Origin of the sequence: Alcaligenes faecalis, assembly GCF_041521385.1 — a bacterium.
Taxonomy (GTDB): Bacteria; Pseudomonadota; Gammaproteobacteria; order Burkholderiales; family Burkholderiaceae_B; genus Alcaligenes; species Alcaligenes faecalis_E.
The window spans coordinates 3,924,802-3,943,190 of sequence record NZ_CP168006.1; the positions used below are offsets into that span (position 1 = coordinate 3,924,802).

Below are 18,389 nucleotides of genomic sequence, written 5' to 3' on the forward strand. Positions count from 1 at the left end.
TCTTATTAAAGTTCGTCCGGAGCAAGGTCCGGGTTGTTGATGAGTACGCGTTCGATTTCGCTTTTACTGACGTTTTCCAGAACCAGATCCACGGCCCGCTCACTGGCCTTCTTTGTGCCGGAGCGCGCGGGCGTGAGAAAAGCGTGGTACATGCGCTGGCGGCGGTATTCAACCCAGATTTCGCTGCCCCAGCGGGCCGACGGGCGCTCCACCACCGTTAGGGTGAAGGAGCTGGCTCCGCTCAGCTCGCGCCAGCGATTGCTGAAGTAGCGATAGAAGTCTTGTCCTTGCACCGTTACGGTGCGGTTGATGACGATGCCCGAGAGCGGGTCGTCAAACAGGTTTTTGCGAACCACTTCAGCCTGCCGGATGGCTTCCATGAAGTTGGCTGGTTTGGGTTTGCCGGTGTCTCTGCCCGGTTGTGCGGCGGCACTGCCCATGACACACAGCATTGCCAGCAGCACGGCCCCTTGTTGGTATGGTTTTGTCATTGCAGCACCTGTTGTTCCTTCGCCTTACGGCTTGATACATCGGCGTTACTGACTATGGTAGAGACGGTCATCTGCATTTACATGAGCCGCATTTCCTAGGCTGTTTGCCCTTGCGCAGGGTGGTTGTGCGTTGGTACTACTGATTCGGCGTAGGCTGTTTGGGGTAGACGCGCGGACGAAAGATCAGCGGGGCCAGCGGCTTTCCGTCGTGAGTGCCAGTTGTCTGCTGCATGGGCAACGGATCGGCGGCATGTACATGCTGTACCGCGCCGTCCTGGGCGTTGTAGAGGACGACGATGCGGCTGTGGCGCACGGTATCGATCTGTTCGTGGTCAAAGTGCGGCAGGGGTGTCTGCTTGGCGCGATGCGAGCGGCTGCGTTGGCGGTACAGAGCCTGGCGCAGATGGCGCTGCTGGCGCTGCTGTCGCCGCCAGCGTGACCAGGCCAGCAGCAGCAAGCCGTTGGTCAGCAGAACCGCCCCGTAGAACAGAAAGGTGCTCAGGGTGGGGAAGATCGGGTCTATTTGTTCGTAGCCGGCTTTGTCCATGGTGTGACCGATCAACAGGAGCAAGCCTTTGGCGATCAGGTAACTAAAGGCGAACCAACCGGCGATGGTCAATAGACGGTCTATCCAGCGAGTGACGGGATGGCGTTGAGTCGTGATGATCATGACAGCTCCTTGATACCCCGGTCGGGGCTGCTCCAGCGGGCGCGGTTGCGACGCAGGCGCAGCATGACCATGGGGAAACTCCACAGCGTGGTTAAAAAATTGATCAACCAGTAGACAAATGGGTACCAGATGATCCAGAACATCGACAGGGGCAGATCGGGCTCGTAGCGACGGTCGATCCAGATGCTGACGGCGAACTGCAGCAGGCACATGCCGGCCAGCACCATACCGGTGAACGAGGGCGGGAACAGGCCGTTGATCTGGGTGGCGGCAGGCAAGTGCAGCACTTGTCCAAGCGCCCAGACCAGTACTGCCACGCCCAGGGCGAAGCTCCATAAGGTTGAACACAGGTATTCCAGGGTCAGGGGCCACATGCTGCGGTTTTCCCAGCGCAGGACTTGCGGGGTATATTTCAGGAAGGTTTCCGCACCACCCTGAGCCCAGCGCAAACGCTGCTTGAACAGGCCTTTCAGTGTTTCGGGCATCAATACCCAGCACAGGGCGCGCGGCTCATAGAACACCTGCCAGCCGGCCAGCTGTAACTTCCAGGTCACATCGATGTCCTCGGTGATCATGTCCAGACTCCAGTAGTCCACTTCGTCCAGGGCCTGGCGACGAAAGCCTGCGATCACGCCGGAAATGGTGAAGATCTTTCCGTAGACGCGCTGCGTGCGCTTGATCAGCCCGATGATCGAGGAGAACTCGCCCACCTGGATGCGGCCGATCAGGGTGGAGCGCGTGCGGATGCGCGGATTGCCGGTCGTGGCACCGACTTCCGGGTTGCGCAGCATGGGGGCGACCAGGTAATTGACGCCTTCCGGATCCAGGTAGGCATCCCCGTCTATACACACGAAGTAATCGCCGCTGGCGCTCATCGCTCCCATGCGCAGGGCCAGTGCCTTGCCCTGGTTCTGGGCCAGGTGGATGACGCGCAGCTTGTCGTGCTCCTCGCTCAGTGCATTGAGCACTTGGGCGGTGTGGTCGCTGGAGCCGTCGTTGATGGCGATGACTTCGATGTTGGGATAGACCTGGTTCAGCGCGGATAGGATGGTATGGCGAGCGTTGGCCTGTTCGTTAAAGCAGGGGATCAGGATACTGACCAGCGGCATGCCTTCCAGTTCAGGAGGGGCGTGTGGTTTATAGGCCCAGCGGCGTTCATGCTGGAACCAGAAGATCAAGCCACCGCCTATCCATATGCCCGACATGAACAGCGGGTACATGAAGATGAAGTAGAGCAGTAGGTGGCTGGTCAGGGCGACGGTGATTCCCAGGGGAATACCGACGATCAGGCACAGGGCCAATAGGGCGATCAGTCGTTCAATCATTTTTCGTTGGATACCAGTCAATCGTGATTTCCGGACGAATCACGTTCATCTTGGGCTGATTGTTGACAAAGTCGTCTGGGTAATAGCCGACATGTCGTGCCCCTCTTGCCTTCAGTGCATTGAGCCAGCCGGCCACCAGTTTGGAATCCAGTGGACGGGATGGCTGACCTTGGCCGAGCCAATCTACGGATTGCACTTCGAACACGGTGCGGCGCAGGCCTTCTGGGTGGCTGGCCACCTTGTCGACCAGCGCGTTCAGCCAGGTCACGGCATGCTGATCGTGGATGTTTTCCATGCGGGGCATGGCCATCACGGCAGTCCAGTCGTAGGCTTGCAGAAAATCGTTCAGGTTCTGCGCGAACCACTGTTCGCTCTGGGGCTGCAGAACCGGTAGGGCATACATATTGCGGGCCGTGCTGAGCTGCGGGCCGCGCTGCTTGCGCACCCGATCAGCCAGTTCCTGGGTCAAGTCGATCAGGGCTTGCGATTTAAAGCGCGTCCAGCGTTCAAATTGCTCGGGATTGGCTCGTATCGCCCCTATGTCCCTGCCAAAGCCAGCTTTTTCGTAGGCGTCCAGGGCGGCGGGCGAGGCATCTTCAAAGTCGCTCAGCGTGGCATCGTCATGGAATACGACACCCGAGAAGATGGCGCTGCGCCCCAGGTCTTCGTACAGATCGCCCATTATCTGGCGGGTGCGCAGGTCAAAGGGGGACAGGCGGCGGTAGCCTTGTGTGGATAGGGAAGGCGGGCTGCCGTCGGCATGCCATTGCAGCACGTATTGCGCCGGCTCGGATGTCTCGATGGCCAGCACGGGCATCCATGCAAAGACATTGACGTGGGCGCGCGAACTTAATTGCCAGGCCGTGCGGTTGAACAGGTCGGCGCGCATGGGCAGGTGGCGGTTGGGGAAGTAGACCGAGCGCACCAGGCCATCGCCGGCAGGGTCGGCGAAGGCTTGCAAATAGACACTACGTGGTTTCAGGTCTGCGATGCGTTGCACCAGGGCCCCCAAGTTGCGTTCCATCTGCACCGGATCGGGGTCGTACACATAATCCAGATCCACATGCACCACGCGTTCGGCCTGACGATCTTCACGGGCGGTGATAAAGCCTGCAAAGGTGCTGAGGTCCGGGTCGTTATCCACCAGATAGCGCGGCATATTCATCAGGTCGTGGACGTTGGCCACACCGTCGGTCAGCGTCAGGGCCATTTGATAGCCTTCTTGCTCCAGAATTTGCAGGCCCAGGCCGCTGATCCGGCCATAGGGCCAGACCCAGACGCGCGGCGTTTTGCCAGCGTGCTGTTTGACGCGGGCACTGATGGCGCGCACATCCTCGCGAAAGCGGGTGGTGTACTCGGCATCGGTCTCGTAACGTTTCTGATCGGTCAGGTAGCGATGTGCAGCGGCCACCGGCTGGAGATTGCCTTGTGGGTTGGCGATGGCTCCGTAATGCATGTTTTGAGTGTGCGCACCGATTTCCACCAAACCGGAGTGGGCCATTTCGTTGACCTGTGCCCAGTGCAAAAAGCGCGAACGCTCGGTGGGAAGACCGCCGAAGTCCACTTTTTCGTTCTCAGGCGTGTCCAGCCATTTTCCGACCGGGGCCAGCAGTGCAGGCCAGTGGTAGGCTTTGAGTAGCGGGAACACGCGGGTATAGAAACTTTGGTAACCGTCGTCAAACGACAGTAGCACCGCCTTTTCAGGCAGAGGCTCCATACCTTGGCGGGCGCGTAGAATTTGCTCCACGCTGACTGGCACATAGTTGTTTTCCTGTAGCCAGGAAAACTGCTGACGCAGGTGCTCGGTACTGACGCTCAGGTACGCCTGGTTAGGATCGTGGTCCTCCACGTCGTGATAGGCGATGATGATCAGCTCGTCATTGCGCCAGGGTTGCTCTTGCTGTTCGAGGCGACGCTGTTCGGGCGACACATACAGGGCCGGCGGGCTGACGCTGCAGGCGGATAAAATGGCGCTGAAGGCCAATATCAGAAGGGTCAGGATTGGTGTGCTCATTGTCGTGGCCGCTTAGAATTTGATCTTGAGTTCAACCATGCCGCTGTACTGTTGTTCGCGCTGGCCGTCATAGGGGCGGGACAGGGCCTGCAGGCGCAGGCCGACTTCCAGATTGCGGTCGTGCTGGTAGTTCAGTTCGTAGGCGACGGAACCGACGGCAGCCCTGCCATAGCCGCTTTGGTGATGTATGCCCACGCCCAGTGTCAGCGCCTGGGTCAGACGCTCGTCGTAATGCTGATAGATCAGGTGTTCCAAGCGCAGGGCCGGCACCGCCATGTATTCGCGTTGTGGGCTGTAGTAGGGTTTGTCTTCGTCTTTGTTGCCGGAAGCCCATAGTTCCAGCCGGGCGTCGGCCTTGATGCGCGGGCCGGTGTAGATGCGTTGGTTGCCTGTGATCTGCAGGCTCTGACGTACGTTGTCGTCAGAGAATTTTGTCGCGGTGTAGGCGGCTTGCACCCACTGCTCGGGGCCGTTTTGCCAGCGCAGCCGCACTTGTCCCTGATTGGCCGTGATGTCTGCGGCCAGGGCACGGTTCGGAATATCCAGGGTGCGATAGTCCAGGGTGCCGCCGATGCTCCAGTGATCGCTCAGCGCGTGATCGGCCTGCAGGCTGGCTCCCATCTTGTTGCCTTGACCCCAGTTCTGGTTGTTGATCGTCAACTGTGATTGCCAGTCGCGGCCGCGATATTCCAGGCCGGCTCCCTGCCAGTTCACGTTGTGGCCAAGTTCGTCGCTGGTATCCAGATGACCGGCCACTGCGGTGGCGCGCCAGTGGTAGTTGATGGGGGCGCTGTACCATTGCGCCTCGGTGCGAATACCGTCATTGCCCGAGACATCACCGCCGTTGCTGGTTTCAAAGCCGCTGCGCAGGATCAGTTCGTTCTTGCGGTAGGACTGCCAGTCTTTTTCCAGTTCCGCGACCCGTATATTGGTGGGGTAGTGCTTTTTGGCATACGCCAAGAGCTCTTCGGCCTGGCGGTATTCGTGCAGGTCCAGGGCGGTCTGAGCCTGGCTGATGATGACGTCTTCTTGGCGCGGTGCGTAGGTTTCGGCAATCTTCAGATTGCGTTCCGCCGCCCGTGGCATGCCCGATATGCGCTGGGCATCGGCCAACGGCACGCGTAGGTTGACGTTACTCGGTGCCTGTGCGCTGGCCTTGGCCAGATTTTCGCGCGCGTCCTTGAGCAGGCCCGTATAGGTGTAGAGCGAATTTTTCAAGATCAGGGCGTCGGTATACCCTGGATTGGGCTGCGGTATCGGATTGCCGCGCAGCCGACGGGTGGCGGGTGTGTCTTGTTCCATGCGCTCAGCCAGCGCCAGTGCCTGATCCTCGTGGCCAGACTCCAGCAAGGAAAAGGCCAATCCGGTTTGATAGCGCGTGCGTGTTTTTTCGTCCAGCGAGGGTTCGGCCAGCGCCCGCTCGTAGCTGGATACGGCTTGTTCGGGGTGACGGGCGCGCAGTTGCATCGAGGCCAGCGAGGCGTAGGCATAGTCGGGGTACTGGGCCTGCCGAGCTGGGTCGATGTCCACGGTAGCGGGGGCGTCTTCGCGTGCGTCCACGGCAATCAGGCGATCACCACGGATGCGACGGGCGAATGCGGGATTGCCCAGAAAGCTGGCGCTGTCAGCCAGCTTGTCTTGCAGCATGATGGCTCGGTTGGCGATCAAAAAGCGTTCGGGCAATGTGCGTGTGGGCTGGGGCGACAGCCGGGTCAATTCAGCGGCATAGTCGGCTTGACGGTCAGCCTGGTCTGCGTTCGAGAAGATGCCGGGATGTTGTGTTTGCCATTCCATTGCCTGGCGGTGTAGGCCGGCGGCATGCAGAGATTGGTCATAATCCCGGATGACATCGGTTTTGTTGGGCTGGGCGGCCAAAGCATCCTGGCTGACGCGCAGGGCTTCGTAGTTCTGGCCGGCAGCACGGTAAATGTAGCTGCGCGTCAGCAGGTAGGTGGTGTTTTGGCGTGTGGCCGGCTGCAGTTGCTGGGCGCAGCTCAAGGCCTGGGCGGTCAGTCCGGCATCGGCCAGGCTCATGCACAGGCCCATGGTGAAGGCGGCTTGCCGCGGAAAGCGCCGCATTCCTTCCCGATACAGATTTTGGGCCGGTGTCCATTGGCGCGCATCTTTATAGGCGCGTGCTGTCAGCAGCAAGACATCGGCCGGCAAAGGCTGCTTGGTCGGCCAGCTTTCGTACAGACGGATGACCTCGTGCGGCTGGCTTGCCCAGGCATGAATGCGCATCAGATCAAGCTGGACACGTGCCTCTTGCGGATGCTGTTGCCGGTACTGCTGCAAGCCGATGATGGCGGACTGGTATTGGCCTTGGCGTGCCTGTTTGATCCAATCCTCGTAGGAGGCAGCATGCAGACTAGTGCTACACGCGGACAGCACCAGCAGGGTAAAGGAATCCAGCCAGAACCGGCGCAGAACCGAGGTTCTGGCTGGAAAGAGGCCGACGTTTTGCAGAGCACGTCTTTTTATCGATCGCCTGGACACGTTTCTTCCCCCTTGTTATTTGTACATACTTCTGCCCACTGTTCGTTACTGCGCGGTCAGAAGGGGTATAAGGGGTATCCTAGGAGTCTGGGCGTCTGGCAGTAATTGGCCTTTTGATGTAAACCACTTGGTTTTTTGTAGTAAGCCACTCGGCCTAAGCTAAATGCTTCTTAAGAAAAAGCTTGCACAACAGAACAAACAGGGTTGGGGCTTTATTCAGCAGTCTGGACAAATCAGCGGCTGCATAGTCGGTTGTGATTGCCCCATTCGTGTGATCCAGCAGAACTTGCCTGTTTGCCAAATGCGTTCCCGCAGCACGCAGCCGTCGCCCAAATGTGTGCGTTAAGTCATGTACTCGCACTGGGCTGAAACCGGCATTGGCTGGACATTGATACAAATCCCCTCACGGTTGGGCCGCTCGTCACCTAGTAGCCCACCAGAGGCATTTATTTCGCGATTGGTTCCCCTTGTATGGAAAAGCACATACGGCTTGTGCTTTGAAAGGGTAGGGCCTACTGCTGCAACCCTACCTCGTGCTTTGCGATAGCGTTCATGGTTATGGAGCCGCTTGGGCCAATGCCTGCTATGCTAGCGTGGCTGACAGGTTATCCGTGGTGATTCGATCTTTCAGGCGTGCCTATGTACATTCAGGGATTGTCGGGCATCCGCCTGCCTAGTTCCTGTTGCCAAGATGAACCGAGCGAATGTGAAACAAGAGTAAATTTAACCAAACCGGAGAGATTTCCATGGGCACCAAAATTGTTACTGAAGCCGATCGTAAGCGTACTCCCCCTCCTGCCACCCCCAAGGGCGTGAACCTTAGCACGAAATTCCGGGGGCAACGTGTTAGCCAGGAGCGCGGTGCGCATACCCGCAGCAAGAAAAATCCCGGCAAGCGTGCACATTCGGGTTAATTTCTGGCGACAGCTTGGTACCTGGCAAGGCTTCAACGGCGGATGCTGGAAGAGTTAAGCATTTCCACACACAAAAATGTCCGCCTGTTGAAAAATTGAACTGCACCCCAAAAGTTGGATACCCATCCAAGCTTTGGGGTGTTTTACATGGCGAAGTACACAGAAGTATTCAAGCTAGAAATTGCACAGACGTATTGATCAACGCAGATAGGGGAGCGGTCCTTAGCTGCCCAGTACCGTCTGGACCACGGGACGGTGCGTTGCTGGATGTGAAGGTAGGCGCCTAGGGAAATTCGGTGTACTCAAACTCGCCTTGGTCGCGGGCCTCCAGGCGTTTTCCGTCCTGATATTTCTCCAGGCGATAGGGGGCGCCGAACAGGTACTTCCATTGTGTGCCATGACGCTTGCCATGGCGATATTGGCTGATTTCCGATAAGGCGCCGCTATCGTGGAAAACGACCTGGACGCCATGGTAGTTCCCTTCATTGTCAAAAGGGGAAATGGCCACCAAATAGCCCTGCTGCGAGTAACCGTGCCATACCCCGACCTGATAGCCGTTGCAGTACTGGCCTTGATAGCGGGTGGACAAGGGGTAGGTTTCTATCCATTCGCCTTCTCGTTGGTCGTTTTGGTAGTGTCCCTTTTCTGCAAGTTGACCGTTCTCATAACGGATGAATTCGCCATGGAGCATCCCATTTTTATAGTTTGACTGCTTCAACAACTGTCCATTGGCGTCGAACTCCGTTTGCTGGCCGTGCAGCATACCTTGCTGGTTGTAGTGGCTTATGATTCGACCCCATGAATTGTTGCTGACCCATTTTCCTGTCCGCAGGTCGTTGGTGTAGTGACCGCTAGACAGGGGCTCGCCAGCCTGATCGTAGCTGTGGTAGGGGCCATGGCGTTTGCCATGCCGATAGGATGTGTGCTCAAGGGAGTCATACGCTTGTCGCACAAATAGGCCGTGCCGCTGATTATCCAGGCGCTCAGAGCGTTCGATCAAGGTTCCTTGGGGGTTGTAGGCTTCGTGCAGTTGCCAACGCTTATCCACGGAGGTGAGCTGAACAATATGCAGCTCACCGGTTTCGTGGAACCACTTTTCCTGTTCTGCCAAACCGTAGTCGGTCTTGATGTGTTTGCTTTCGCTTGTGGCGGCGTGGCCGGGCAAGGCGACAAGCATAAGTGCAGTCAGTGTGATGGAGCCCAGAGTGGGGGCCAGTCTCGTGTTGAAACTCATTGGATGGCCCCTTCAAGTGCCTTGAAATCGGGAAGTGGTTTGAATTGATGTTGCCAGGTCTTTGTAATGGGGGTACCCGTTGCCTCTAGTTTTTCGACACGGTTGACGATACCCATAATCTGGATATGAGCGGACTCATCCACGTAATCCAACAGTTTGCCGTCCAGAGAACTGTCGGTCGCAGGCGTGGACCGGGGGAGGGTGATGGCCAACACCCTGTCCTGTTGATCGAGGAAGCGGTACTGGCGTAAAAAACGTTCCACAGGGAGTACGCGAGCCTGCTCCTCCCAACTCTCACCCAACAGTGCTGCTGCGGACACTTGCACACTGAGTTCAGGCAAATCGAGTGGTAGTGGTTGCCAAGCGGGCGTCCCCTGGCACGTGAGCTCGATGTGTGCCTTAAGGCCGTAAAAGTAGAGGCGCGCCTGATCGGTGGTTTGCAGTTGATAGATATACTGCTGCGGCATTCGCTGCGTTGTGCCATAGCTTGTATTGTCAGCGGTGGGAGGGGGCGCAAAATGTAAGGGCGTGCCGTGTTCCGTCAGCCCACTGGTTTCTTTCAGTGTGCAAAGTTCCGCTTGCTCGGGGCTCAGTGTGACGTAGAGGTCTGGGGCATCGGTGCTAAAGGGGGCCAAGTTCTCGAGTGTGGCAGTTTTGAACTCATCGTTTTGTTGATAAGGGTCGAACAACTGCCGTGTGGTGATGGGAGCAGATACGTTTTCGGGACGCGCCTGATTCAAATCATAAAAACGTACTGTCTTGCTTTCAATAGGCTCGGGCGCGTAGTTTCGGTAGGTCAACCCAACGGAGGCAGGCAAGGTATCGAGAAATTTGACGTTGAGCTCTTGGGGCAGGTGTCCTTGCAACACAATGGCCAGTAAGCGTTTTTCGCCTAGGCTTAGCCAGTCCGCTGCAGTCTGGTCATGTGGGTAGCGTAACTCCCCTTCATCGACCTTGGTCACATCAGGGAAAAAATAGCCGGTCTCACCTGGTATTAGTTGGATCAGAAACTCATAAGGATTATCGGTGGGTTGCAAGATGGCCTTGGCCCCTTCAAGCTCGACGTGTGAGCCTTTGGGCTTGATCGGCACATCGACCTGAATATGCTCCGTGTTGTGGTAGTTGAGCGTCGCTTCGATGTATTGCAGTTTTTCCAGAGCCTGGGCAGTCTGATCCCAACCTAGAGGTAAGATCTCAAGACTGGTTTCGGCATCATCATGGTCCAGGCCAGGGTGTTGGAAGGCGCCGGCAGCCTTGAAAGGGATAGCCAAGGCCTGATTGTTTTCATCGTAAGCAGCAATGTGGCTGGCCCTTATTTCACCGACCATGTAGGGGGCCAGTCCGGGATGGGCATAGTGCAGCAGGAAACGCTGGTCGTACGTGTCCAGCACACCTTGCGTATTGAGCATGGCTTGCGCGGAGGACGACAGGGCGGGGACGGGCGGGTCTGTTTCGTCCTGCGTGAGCAACTCGTACCCCTCTGCGTTTTCTAGAAACTGCAGATCATGATTAAAGCGCCAGCTTTCGGGGTAAATCGCGGACACAATCCTAAACGTTCCCTTGTCGCGCAGTTCGGGGGGTAAGGGGACATGCATGATGACTGCCTGACGTACCAGCCAACCTGTCTGACGCTCTATCACGGCATAGCCAAAAATACGGGTTTGCGGATTGGCACGTTCGTCTTGCCCCGTATCGGTAATGGCGAGCGTCACGACATCTGAGTCAAAATCCTTGACGGTCATGCGTATGTCAGGAAGACCGTTTTGGCCTTTAATGATTTGCGAGGATCCCTTTTTCACCGCTAATTGATGCATGAGGCCTGGGCGAGATAACTGATCATTCAGCAAGTGATCCAGCGTGGTTTTGAGCTCGGCTTTCAGTTTCTGGCTGGCGGTATTGAGCGTGACATCGACCAGTTGATTGCTTTCTTTGTCAACGGTTAAGGTGTAGCCGTCTTTCAGGGCAGTACGCAGCTCGTCTTCGCCATAGCCGCTTTGTTCAAAACTGCTCATGCCGCCATGTTTGAAGTTAAGGCGCATGTATTCGGGGCTAATATTCAGCTTGTAGGTGGAGGACTTGTCCTCTACACCGTAATGCATGAGCATTTTGATGGACATGCTCTCGGAAAGATCGCGTGTACCACGCTGAACATTCACCGTCATGTCGGTATATACCTGATAACGCCGTTCGTCACCGTCAACGGGGTGAAAAGTAAGCTTGGAACCAGGCCCGTCAGGAGAGCATCCGGCAAACATCAAGACGGTTAACGTCGCAGTAATGGCAAAACGCAAAACAATTCCCTTGCACAGTCAGTTTGTTAACGCGCATTACCATAGTGTTTTGTAGAGACCAATTCAAGAAATAGACTGGTTTAATTCAAATTGAAATGGCTGGAGAGAAGGGGTTACATCTTGAGTGATCAGCCAAGCGATAAGGCGTTGTGTGAAGCCTTGTCGGAATTGTTTGTAGACAGGCCGGTTAATTACCAGGCTATTGCGAACGTGGCCAAGTACTTTTCGGTACACCATGTAGAAAGGGCTTTGTTCGAGTGGGTGGCGCCGGTTTGCTATTCCAATGCGCTTGCCCCCATCCCTTCGATCTGGACCGGGTTTGAACCCGACCAACTCTGGCGCGATATTGTGGCGCATCGCCAGGCTCGTGCCGGTGCCGGTCTGTTCAGACGGGTGCGCTGGCATGCCCAACAGCGTTTCCTGCGCTATTACTTTGCCAAGGAGTGGCGTGAGCTGTCTCAGTACTTGTCGTCGGGTAATCCCCCTCATTTTTAACGATCGTTAAAAATGGGGGGGATTACCGCCTCTCTTAAGCGTTAGCCTTTTGTGGCCAAGCATTGCCTCACTGCCAGTTGCTGCTGATTGTGTTGATGCACAGGCCGATGAGTGGCTGGAATTGGGGTGCACGCGCTGTTTGTCTTTGCTGCCCGCAGAATAGGCCCACTGAATAAGTGTTTTGTGGCTTCTGCAGGCGGCTCTTTACTGAAATTTCTCTTACCAAAGCCCATGATGAAATTTAAATTTCATCATGGGCTTTGTGCTTTCATCGTCAGGATGTAGAAATGTATTCAAGCAAGGGTTTATCCCTTGTTTCTCTGTGAAGACCTTATTTAAAGCCATTATTTGCCAAGGCTAGCCCGCCCGGGTCTTCCTTTTTTCCTATCCCCAAGGGTAAATACGGAGCCAAATCATCGCATCCATAATTGAAATTAAAATTTTATTAAGTATTATGTGAAAAACAAATTTCAATTTTAGGTTGTGTCATGGTCATCAAAGATTCGATCCTGGATATTCTCGATGTCCTGCCCAGTGCGGAGCGGCGCTTGGCCGATGTGGTCCTGTCTCATATGGGGCAGCTGGCGACTTACTCTGCCCAGGAGTTGGCCGAGAAAGCAGGTGTATCGGCGGCTACCGCGGTGCGCTTTTTCCGGCGTTTGGGTTTTAACGGTTTTAACGAATTCCGGGTCACGGCCCGTGAGCAAATGGGTGACGGCGCTCCCTTCAAGCGTCTGCACTCCATGTCCAGCAGCGGTATTCAGGCCGATATGACGCCGTTTATCAATGCAGACGTACAGAACATTTCCACCACCTTCCAGAACATCACTGAACAGCATCTGGATAAGTTCACCCAAGCCGCTCTGAAAGCACGGCGCATCTGGGTGTTTGGTTTCCGCAATGGCCAGATCCTGGCGTGCTACGCCCACTCTTTACTGCAGCAGCTGCGCCCGGATGTGCATCTGGCGGTGGGCACGGTGGCCCATCTGACCGAACAACTGGCTGATGTGGAAGCAGGGGATCTGGCATTGGTGATGGATTTTCGTCGCCGCTCGGTGCTTTTGCCTTCCCTGGTGGAGCATCTGCGGGGCGAGTCGGTACAGATGGCTTTTTTGACGGATGGTCTGGAAAGTTCCTTGCTGCGTTCGCAAGACATCGCGTTCACGGTGGCGACACGCGGGGAGTACTTGTTTGACTCGCATACCGGCACGCTCAGCCTGATCAATTATCTGGTCAGCCGTGTGGCCCTGCAGGCCGAGACGCAGGTGGCGCGCAAGTTGCAGAAGATTGAATCCATCCATCGCAGTTTTCAGGACTTGAAGTCCAATAATTAAACCCATAAAAGTGGAGCAGACATGAACAAACATGCCGTTCGGGAGCAAGGCGCGGTGCAACTGTATCTGAACCCTCGTTGCGTTCAGGACAGCCAGGAATATGACGCTTCCTTGCAATCGATTTTGTCGGTAGCCGCCTTCGAGCAGGCTCAGGCCAGCATTGTGCAGTGGCCCGGTTACGCGCCTACCCCTTTGCGTCATTTGCCCGGTCTGGCCGCGCAGATGAAGGTGGGCGGGGTGTACTACAAGGATGAGGCCGGTCGTTTTGGTTTGGGCAGCTTCAAGGCTTTGGGTGGTGCTTATGCAGTCAACCGTTTACTACTGCGCCAGCTGCAAGCCCATACCGGCAATCCCAACTTGACGCTGGATGATCTGAAAAACCCTGCCTACAAGGACTTTATTGCTGGCTTGACTGTGACTTGCGCGACCGATGGCAATCATGGCCGTTCGGTGGCCTGGGGGGCGAAGAATGCCGGTTGCCAGTGTGTGATCTATATCCACGAACACGTCAGTACCGGTCGTGAGCAGGCCATTGCCTCTTACGGGGCCAAGGTGGTACGCGTGCCCGGCAATTACGATGACTCGGTTCGCCAGGCCGCTGAAGATGCCAAAGAGCATGGTTATTTTGTGGTGTCCGATACGTCCTACCCTGGCTATATGGATGTGCCCAAGGATGTGATGCAGGGCTACACCGTCATGGTGCAGGAAGCCCTGGACCAGATCGGTTCGGGCAAACCTGTCAGCCACGTCTTTATTCAAGGTGGTGTGGGTGGTTTGGCGGCAGCGGTGTGCGCTCATATGTGGGAGCGTCTGGGTGCCCAGCGTCCTCGTCTGATTGTGGTTGAGCCTAATAAGGCCGATTGCCTGTTCCAAAGTGCTGTGCAAGGTAAACCCGTTACGGTCACCGGCGATTTGAATACGGTGATGGCCGGTCTGGCTTGCGGCGAAATCTCCTTGCTGGCCTGGGAAATTCTGGACCCCGGTACCTATGCCTATATGACGCTGGAAGACGATGCCGCCTTGCAAACCATGCGCCGTCTGGCCCGTGCTGATAAAGGTGATGCGCCGATTGTGGCGGGTGAGTCTGCTGTGGCCGGTGTGGCCGCTTGCATGGCTGCGTGCGAGCAAGCGGACTGGCGTCAAGCTTTGGGCATTGATGAAAACAGCCAAATTCTATTTTTTGCCAGCGAAGGCGATACCGATGCAGAGCTGTATCAGCGCATTGTCGGGATGAGCGCCAAAGAAGTGCTGGCTCAGGAGCCGGTATGAACAGCCCAGCCAGCACTTGTTTAGCCATTAATGGCGAACGCCTGCTGCAGCGTATTGCGCAGTTGGCGCAGATTGGTGCGATCGACGGGGGCGGCGTCTGCCGTCTGGCTCTGACGGACGAGGACAAGGCGGGCCGCGATCAGGTGGTCAGCTGGATGCGTGATCTGGGCATGCGTGTGGAGATCGATCAGATCGGCAACATTATCGGGACACGCGCTGGCCGCCTGGATGTGGCGCCGGTCATGACGGGCTCGCATATTGATACCGTGCGTACCGGCGGACGCTACGACGGCAATCTGGGTGTGCTGGCTGGACTGGAAGTGGTGGCCAGTTTGAATGATGCCGATGTGCAGTTGGATCGTCCCTTGCAAGTGGTGGCCTTTACCAATGAAGAGGGCGCGCGCTTTGCACCGGACATGATGGGCAGTCTGGTGTTTCAAGGTGGCTTGTCCTTGCAAGAGGCGCTGGACACCGTGGGCATTGATGGCAGCACCGTGCGCGAGAACCTGGAGCGTATTGGCTACGCCGGTTCCGTGCCTTGCGGCCAACCTGATGTGCATGCCTATATGGAACTGCATATTGAGCAGGGCCCGGTTCTGGAGCATGAAAGTATCGATATTGGTGCCGTGACGGGCGTGCAAGGGATTTGCTGGTTGGAGTTCGAGGTGCAGGGCGTATCCAACCACGCAGGCACCACCCCCATGCACCTGCGTCATGATGCCGGTGTGGTGGCTCAGCAGATTGGCGGCTTTGTGCGCCAACTGACTGAACGCTACGGCCCGCCGCAATTGGGCACGGTAGGGCGCTGCGAGCTGTTTCCGAATCTGGTCAATGTGATCCCCAGCAAAGCCGTGTTTACCGTGGATTTGCGCAATGTGGACAAGGTCAGCCTGGATCAGGCCGAGCAGGAAGTGCTGGATTTCGCCCGACAAGCGGCCGAGCGTGAGGGTGTGCAGATCAAGCATCGCCATCTGGCCCGCTTTGATCCGGTGCAGTTTGATGAACGCTTGATCAGCAAGGTCGAGCAACACGCCAAGGATCTGGGCTGCTCGGTCAAGCGCATGCCCAGCGGTGCCGGACACGATGCGCAGATGCTGGCGCGTTCCTGCCCCACAGGCATGATTTTTGTACCGAGTGTGCGTGGCCTGAGCCACAACCCGGCAGAGTTTACCCACGACAAAGACCTGATAGCGGGATGTTCGATTCTGCTATCGACCTTGGTGGAGTTGGCCCGTGAATAAGCAGTAAACCCCTGATGACGGGACCGCCGCCACAAGAGCAAAGGCGGACCGCTTTTAACTACCTGGAGAGACAAAACATGAGCAACCTGCTTAAGGACCGCTTGCGTCCTGCCAAAGCCTTAGCCGCCGTCTGGGCTACCCTTGCCATTACCGCTATTGCCCCCGTGGCGGTCAGTGCTCAAACCACGCTGACCGCCGTAATGGAAGCGCCCTTGCGTTCCCTGGACCCAGTCATTACCACCTCCTACATTGTGCGTAACTACGGCTATATGGTGTACGACACCTTGTTGGCGGAAGATGCGCAGGGGCAGGTCAAACCCCAGATGCTGGAAGGCTGGAAAGTGTCTGAGGACGGCCAGACCTACACCATGACCTTGCGTGAAAACCTGCGCTGGCATGATGGCTCGCCGGTAACGGCTGAAGATGCGGTCGAGTCCATCAAACGCTGGATTCAGCTGGACAAGATGGGACAGATCATGACGGAGTTTCTGATCAAGATGGAGGTCGTGGATGATCGCTCCTTTGTGATGCAGTTCTCTTTCCCGACCGATATTGCCTTGCGCGCCATGGGCAAGCCCAGCTCCTTGCCTTTGTTCGTCATGCCCAAGGAGGTGGCACGCACGCCGGTCAGCCAGGCAATTACTTCTACCGTGGGTTCGGGACCATTCCGCTTTGTGGAGAAGGAATATCGACCAGGTGTGCAGGCTGTGTTCGAGAAAAACCCGGACTACGTACCCCGTAATGAGCCAGCCAGCGGTTTGGCCGGTGGCAAGCAGGTCAAGGTAGACCGTGTGCGTTGGGTCGCCATGCCGGATGCCATGACCGGGGTGAACGCGCTGCGCAGTGGCGAGATTGATGTGATCGACCAGGTTCAGTTGGACCTCTTGCCCTTGCTACAAAACGAGTCGGACATTGTTCTGAATGCCTCCACGGCGCGGGGCGCGCAGACCGAGATGCGCTTTAACTTCCTGCAGCCGCCATTCAATAACAAGCAAGTACGGCAGGCCGCCATGATGGCGCTGAACCAGAAGCCCTTGATGCAGGCGCAGGTCGGCAACCCGGACTATTTTGAAACCTGCGGTGCGGTGTTTGGCTGCCGCAGCGTATTCCCGTCACAAGCCGGTTCTGAAGCCTACTTCAAGGGTGATGCCGCCGGTGCGAAAAAACTGCTGGAGCAGGCCGGTTACAAGGGTGAGCCCGTGGTCTTGCTGCATCCCACCGACTTCCTGACCTCGCCCGTGGTGCCGGTGATTGCCCAGCAACTGCGCAATGCCGGGTTCACCGTCAACGTGGAAGCCATGGACTGGCAAACCGTGCAGACTCGCCGCACGTCCAAGCGTCCTGTGCAAGAGGGCGGCTGGAGCATCATCACCACCTATTCGGGTCTGGTGGACGTAAGCAATCCGTTGAGTTTCATGGCAGTGGCCTCCAACGGCGACAAGGCCTGGTTTGGCTGGCCGGATGTTCCTGCCATTGAAAAGACACGCATGGAGTTTGCCCGCGCCAGTGGCGAGTCCGAGCTGGGTCGTTTGGCTACGGACCTGCAAAAACACATCATGGATGAAGGTGTGATCGTCCCCCTTGGCGAGTTCAAGATGGTCAGCGCCATGCGCAAGAACCTGAATGGCTTTTTGCAAACCCCGGTTCCGGTCTTCTGGAATGTGGAGAAGCGATGATTGGGCTTATTTTCAAGCGCGTACTGGCCACCATCCCGGTATTGCTGATTGTGGCGCTGGTGATCTTTGTGGTCCTGCGCATGACACATGGCGATGCCGCGGTGCTGGTGGCGGGGGATAACGCGACAGATGCACAGATCGCGGAAATCCGTCACCAGATGGGGCTGGACCAGCCAGTGCCGGTGCAGTTCGTGCAATGGCTGGGCAGCATGGTGCAAGGGGACTTTGGCACGTCCCTGATCTCCAGCCGCCCGGTCAAGGATCTGGTGCTGGATCGTCTGGGGCCTACGGTTTCGCTGACCTTGCTGACCCTGGCCTACACCCTGGCCATTTCCATTCCGTTGGGGGTGTGCTCGGCCTGGTATCGGGGCAAGTCTCTGGATCGCTTGGTGATGGCAGGGTCGGTGGCGGGCTTTTCCGTGCCGGTATTCATCGTGGCTTACTTGTTGATCCTGCTGTTCTCGCTGGAGCTGCGCTGGTTGCCGGTACAGGGCTACAAGCCCTTGAGTGAAGGCCTGTGGGAACACTTGCGGCATTTGATTCTGCCTGCGGTGTCCCTGGGCACGGTGTACATCGCCCTGATCACCCGCATTGTGCGCACCAGTGTGATCGACACCTTGAACGAGGATTACATCCGCACCGCCCGTGCCAAGGGCCTGAATGAGCGTCGTGTCCTGACACGTCACGCCCTGGGCAATGCGGCGGTTCCCATCCTGACGATTATCGGCATCAGCATCACCATGCTGATCGGCGGAGTGGTGGTAACGGAATCGGTCTTCAACATTCCGGGGCTGGGACGTTTGGTGCTGGATGCGGTGCTGTCCCGCGACTTTACGGTGATTCAGAGCCTGATCGTGCTGTTTTCGCTGGTGTATGTAGGGGTGAATCTGCTGATTGATATCTCCTACATGCTGGTCGATCCCCGTATCGATTATTGAG

14 protein-coding genes are annotated in these 18,389 nt (G+C 56.9%); 7 read left to right on the forward strand and 7 right to left on the reverse strand.

Annotated features, from left to right (window positions below; genetic code table 11):
- Positions 1 to 5 precede the first annotated feature (5 nt).
- The 5 genes from ACDI13_RS17155 to pgaA all read right to left on the reverse strand — a co-directional run bounded on the left by ACDI13_RS17155 (position 6) and on the right by pgaA (position 6,891).
- Positions 6 to 491 (reverse strand): curli production assembly/transport protein CsgE, encoded by a 486-nt coding sequence (locus tag ACDI13_RS17155; protein ID WP_316990052.1) that lies wholly within the window; start codon positions 489 to 491, stop codon positions 6 to 8.
- 136 nt (positions 492 to 627) lie between these two features.
- Positions 628 to 1,161, reverse strand: a complete 534-nt coding sequence (gene pgaD, locus ACDI13_RS17160) for a poly-beta-1,6-N-acetyl-D-glucosamine biosynthesis protein PgaD (protein ID WP_316990053.1) — start codon at positions 1,159 to 1,161, stop codon at positions 628 to 630.
- Entirely contained in the window at positions 1,158 to 2,486 is a 1,329-nt protein-coding gene (gene pgaC / locus ACDI13_RS17165; RefSeq protein WP_316990054.1) for a poly-beta-1,6-N-acetyl-D-glucosamine synthase, read from the reverse strand. Before pgaC ends, pgaD begins: the two co-directional genes overlap by 4 nt.
- Positions 2,479 to 4,500 (reverse strand): poly-beta-1,6-N-acetyl-D-glucosamine N-deacetylase PgaB, encoded by a 2,022-nt coding sequence (gene pgaB / locus ACDI13_RS17170; protein ID WP_316990055.1) that lies wholly within the window; start codon positions 4,498 to 4,500, stop codon positions 2,479 to 2,481. Before pgaB ends, pgaC begins: the two co-directional genes overlap by 8 nt.
- A gap of 12 nt (positions 4,501 to 4,512) precedes the next feature.
- Complete coding sequence (gene pgaA, locus ACDI13_RS17175) at positions 4,513 to 6,891, reverse strand: poly-beta-1,6 N-acetyl-D-glucosamine export porin PgaA (protein ID WP_372372531.1); 2,379 nt, start codon at positions 6,889 to 6,891, stop codon at positions 4,513 to 4,515.
- A gap of 851 nt (positions 6,892 to 7,742) precedes the next feature.
- Here pgaA and ACDI13_RS17180 point away from each other — a divergent pair.
- On the forward strand, positions 7,743 to 7,910 hold the full coding sequence (locus ACDI13_RS17180) for a hypothetical protein (RefSeq protein ID WP_316990057.1): 168 nt from the start codon (positions 7,743 to 7,745) through the stop codon (positions 7,908 to 7,910).
- 283 nt (positions 7,911 to 8,193) lie between these two features.
- On the opposite strand, the gene ACDI13_RS17185 is transcribed toward ACDI13_RS17180, so the two are convergent.
- The gene (locus ACDI13_RS17185) at positions 8,194 to 9,144 is read right to left on the reverse strand and encodes a hypothetical protein (protein ID WP_316990058.1); all 951 of its coding nucleotides are present in this window, start codon (positions 9,142 to 9,144) and stop codon (positions 8,194 to 8,196) included.
- Positions 9,141 to 11,306, reverse strand: a complete 2,166-nt coding sequence (locus ACDI13_RS17190) for a hypothetical protein (protein ID WP_316990059.1) — start codon at positions 11,304 to 11,306, stop codon at positions 9,141 to 9,143. Before ACDI13_RS17190 ends, ACDI13_RS17185 begins: the two co-directional genes overlap by 4 nt.
- Positions 11,307 to 11,555: 249 nt before the next feature.
- On the opposite strand from ACDI13_RS17190, the gene ACDI13_RS17195 reads away from it, so the two are divergent.
- The 6 genes from ACDI13_RS17195 to ACDI13_RS17220 all read left to right on the forward strand — a co-directional run bounded on the left by ACDI13_RS17195 (position 11,556) and on the right by ACDI13_RS17220 (position 18,388).
- Complete coding sequence (locus ACDI13_RS17195; protein ID WP_254499298.1) at positions 11,556 to 11,930, forward strand: hypothetical protein; 375 nt, start codon at positions 11,556 to 11,558, stop codon at positions 11,928 to 11,930.
- 488 nt (positions 11,931 to 12,418) lie between these two features.
- Positions 12,419 to 13,264 carry a MurR/RpiR family transcriptional regulator gene (locus ACDI13_RS17200; protein ID WP_051316192.1) on the forward strand — a complete coding sequence of 282 codons (846 nt, stop codon included), beginning with the start codon at positions 12,419 to 12,421 and terminating at the stop codon, positions 13,262 to 13,264.
- Between the two features lie 21 nt (positions 13,265 to 13,285).
- Positions 13,286 to 14,533: a diaminopropionate ammonia-lyase gene (locus ACDI13_RS17205; protein WP_210939751.1), complete on the forward strand. Its 1,248-nt coding sequence runs from the start codon at positions 13,286 to 13,288 to the stop codon at positions 14,531 to 14,533.
- Complete coding sequence (locus ACDI13_RS17210) at positions 14,530 to 15,774, forward strand: Zn-dependent hydrolase (protein ID WP_316990060.1); 1,245 nt, start codon at positions 14,530 to 14,532, stop codon at positions 15,772 to 15,774. Before ACDI13_RS17205 ends, ACDI13_RS17210 begins: the two co-directional genes overlap by 4 nt.
- A gap of 77 nt (positions 15,775 to 15,851) precedes the next feature.
- Positions 15,852 to 17,450: an ABC transporter substrate-binding protein gene (locus ACDI13_RS17215; protein ID WP_316990061.1), complete on the forward strand. Its 1,599-nt coding sequence runs from the start codon at positions 15,852 to 15,854 to the stop codon at positions 17,448 to 17,450.
- Entirely contained in the window at positions 17,447 to 18,388 is a 942-nt protein-coding gene (locus ACDI13_RS17220; protein WP_316990062.1) for an ABC transporter permease, read from the forward strand. The genes ACDI13_RS17215 and ACDI13_RS17220 overlap by 4 nt, the downstream gene beginning before the upstream one ends.
- Position 18,389: the final 1 nt, after the last annotated feature.

Excerpts from the sequence above, each read along its gene's own strand:
- ACDI13_RS17155 (WP_316990052.1), bottom strand. The coding sequence starts at position 491 with ATGACAAAACCATACCAACAAGGGGCCGTGCTGCTGGCAATGCTGTGT.
- pgaD (WP_316990053.1), bottom strand. The coding sequence starts at position 1,161 with ATGATCATCACGACTCAACGCCATCCCGTCACTCGCTGGATAGACCGT.
- pgaC (WP_316990054.1), bottom strand. The coding sequence starts at position 2,486 with ATGATTGAACGACTGATCGCCCTATTGGCCCTGTGCCTGATCGTCGGT.
- pgaB (WP_316990055.1), bottom strand. The coding sequence starts at position 4,500 with ATGAGCACACCAATCCTGACCCTTCTGATATTGGCCTTCAGCGCCATT.
- ACDI13_RS17180 (WP_316990057.1), top strand. The coding sequence starts at position 7,743 with ATGGGCACCAAAATTGTTACTGAAGCCGATCGTAAGCGTACTCCCCCT.
- ACDI13_RS17185 (WP_316990058.1), bottom strand. The coding sequence starts at position 9,144 with ATGAGTTTCAACACGAGACTGGCCCCCACTCTGGGCTCCATCACACTG.
- ACDI13_RS17190 (WP_316990059.1), bottom strand. The coding sequence starts at position 11,306 with ATGACGGTGAATGTTCAGCGTGGTACACGCGATCTTTCCGAGAGCATG.
- ACDI13_RS17200 (WP_051316192.1), top strand. The coding sequence starts at position 12,419 with ATGGTCATCAAAGATTCGATCCTGGATATTCTCGATGTCCTGCCCAGT.
- ACDI13_RS17205 (WP_210939751.1), top strand. The coding sequence starts at position 13,286 with ATGAACAAACATGCCGTTCGGGAGCAAGGCGCGGTGCAACTGTATCTG.
- ACDI13_RS17210 (WP_316990060.1), top strand. The coding sequence starts at position 14,530 with ATGAACAGCCCAGCCAGCACTTGTTTAGCCATTAATGGCGAACGCCTG.
- ACDI13_RS17215 (WP_316990061.1), top strand. The coding sequence starts at position 15,852 with ATGAGCAACCTGCTTAAGGACCGCTTGCGTCCTGCCAAAGCCTTAGCC.
- ACDI13_RS17220 (WP_316990062.1), top strand. The coding sequence starts at position 17,447 with ATGATTGGGCTTATTTTCAAGCGCGTACTGGCCACCATCCCGGTATTG.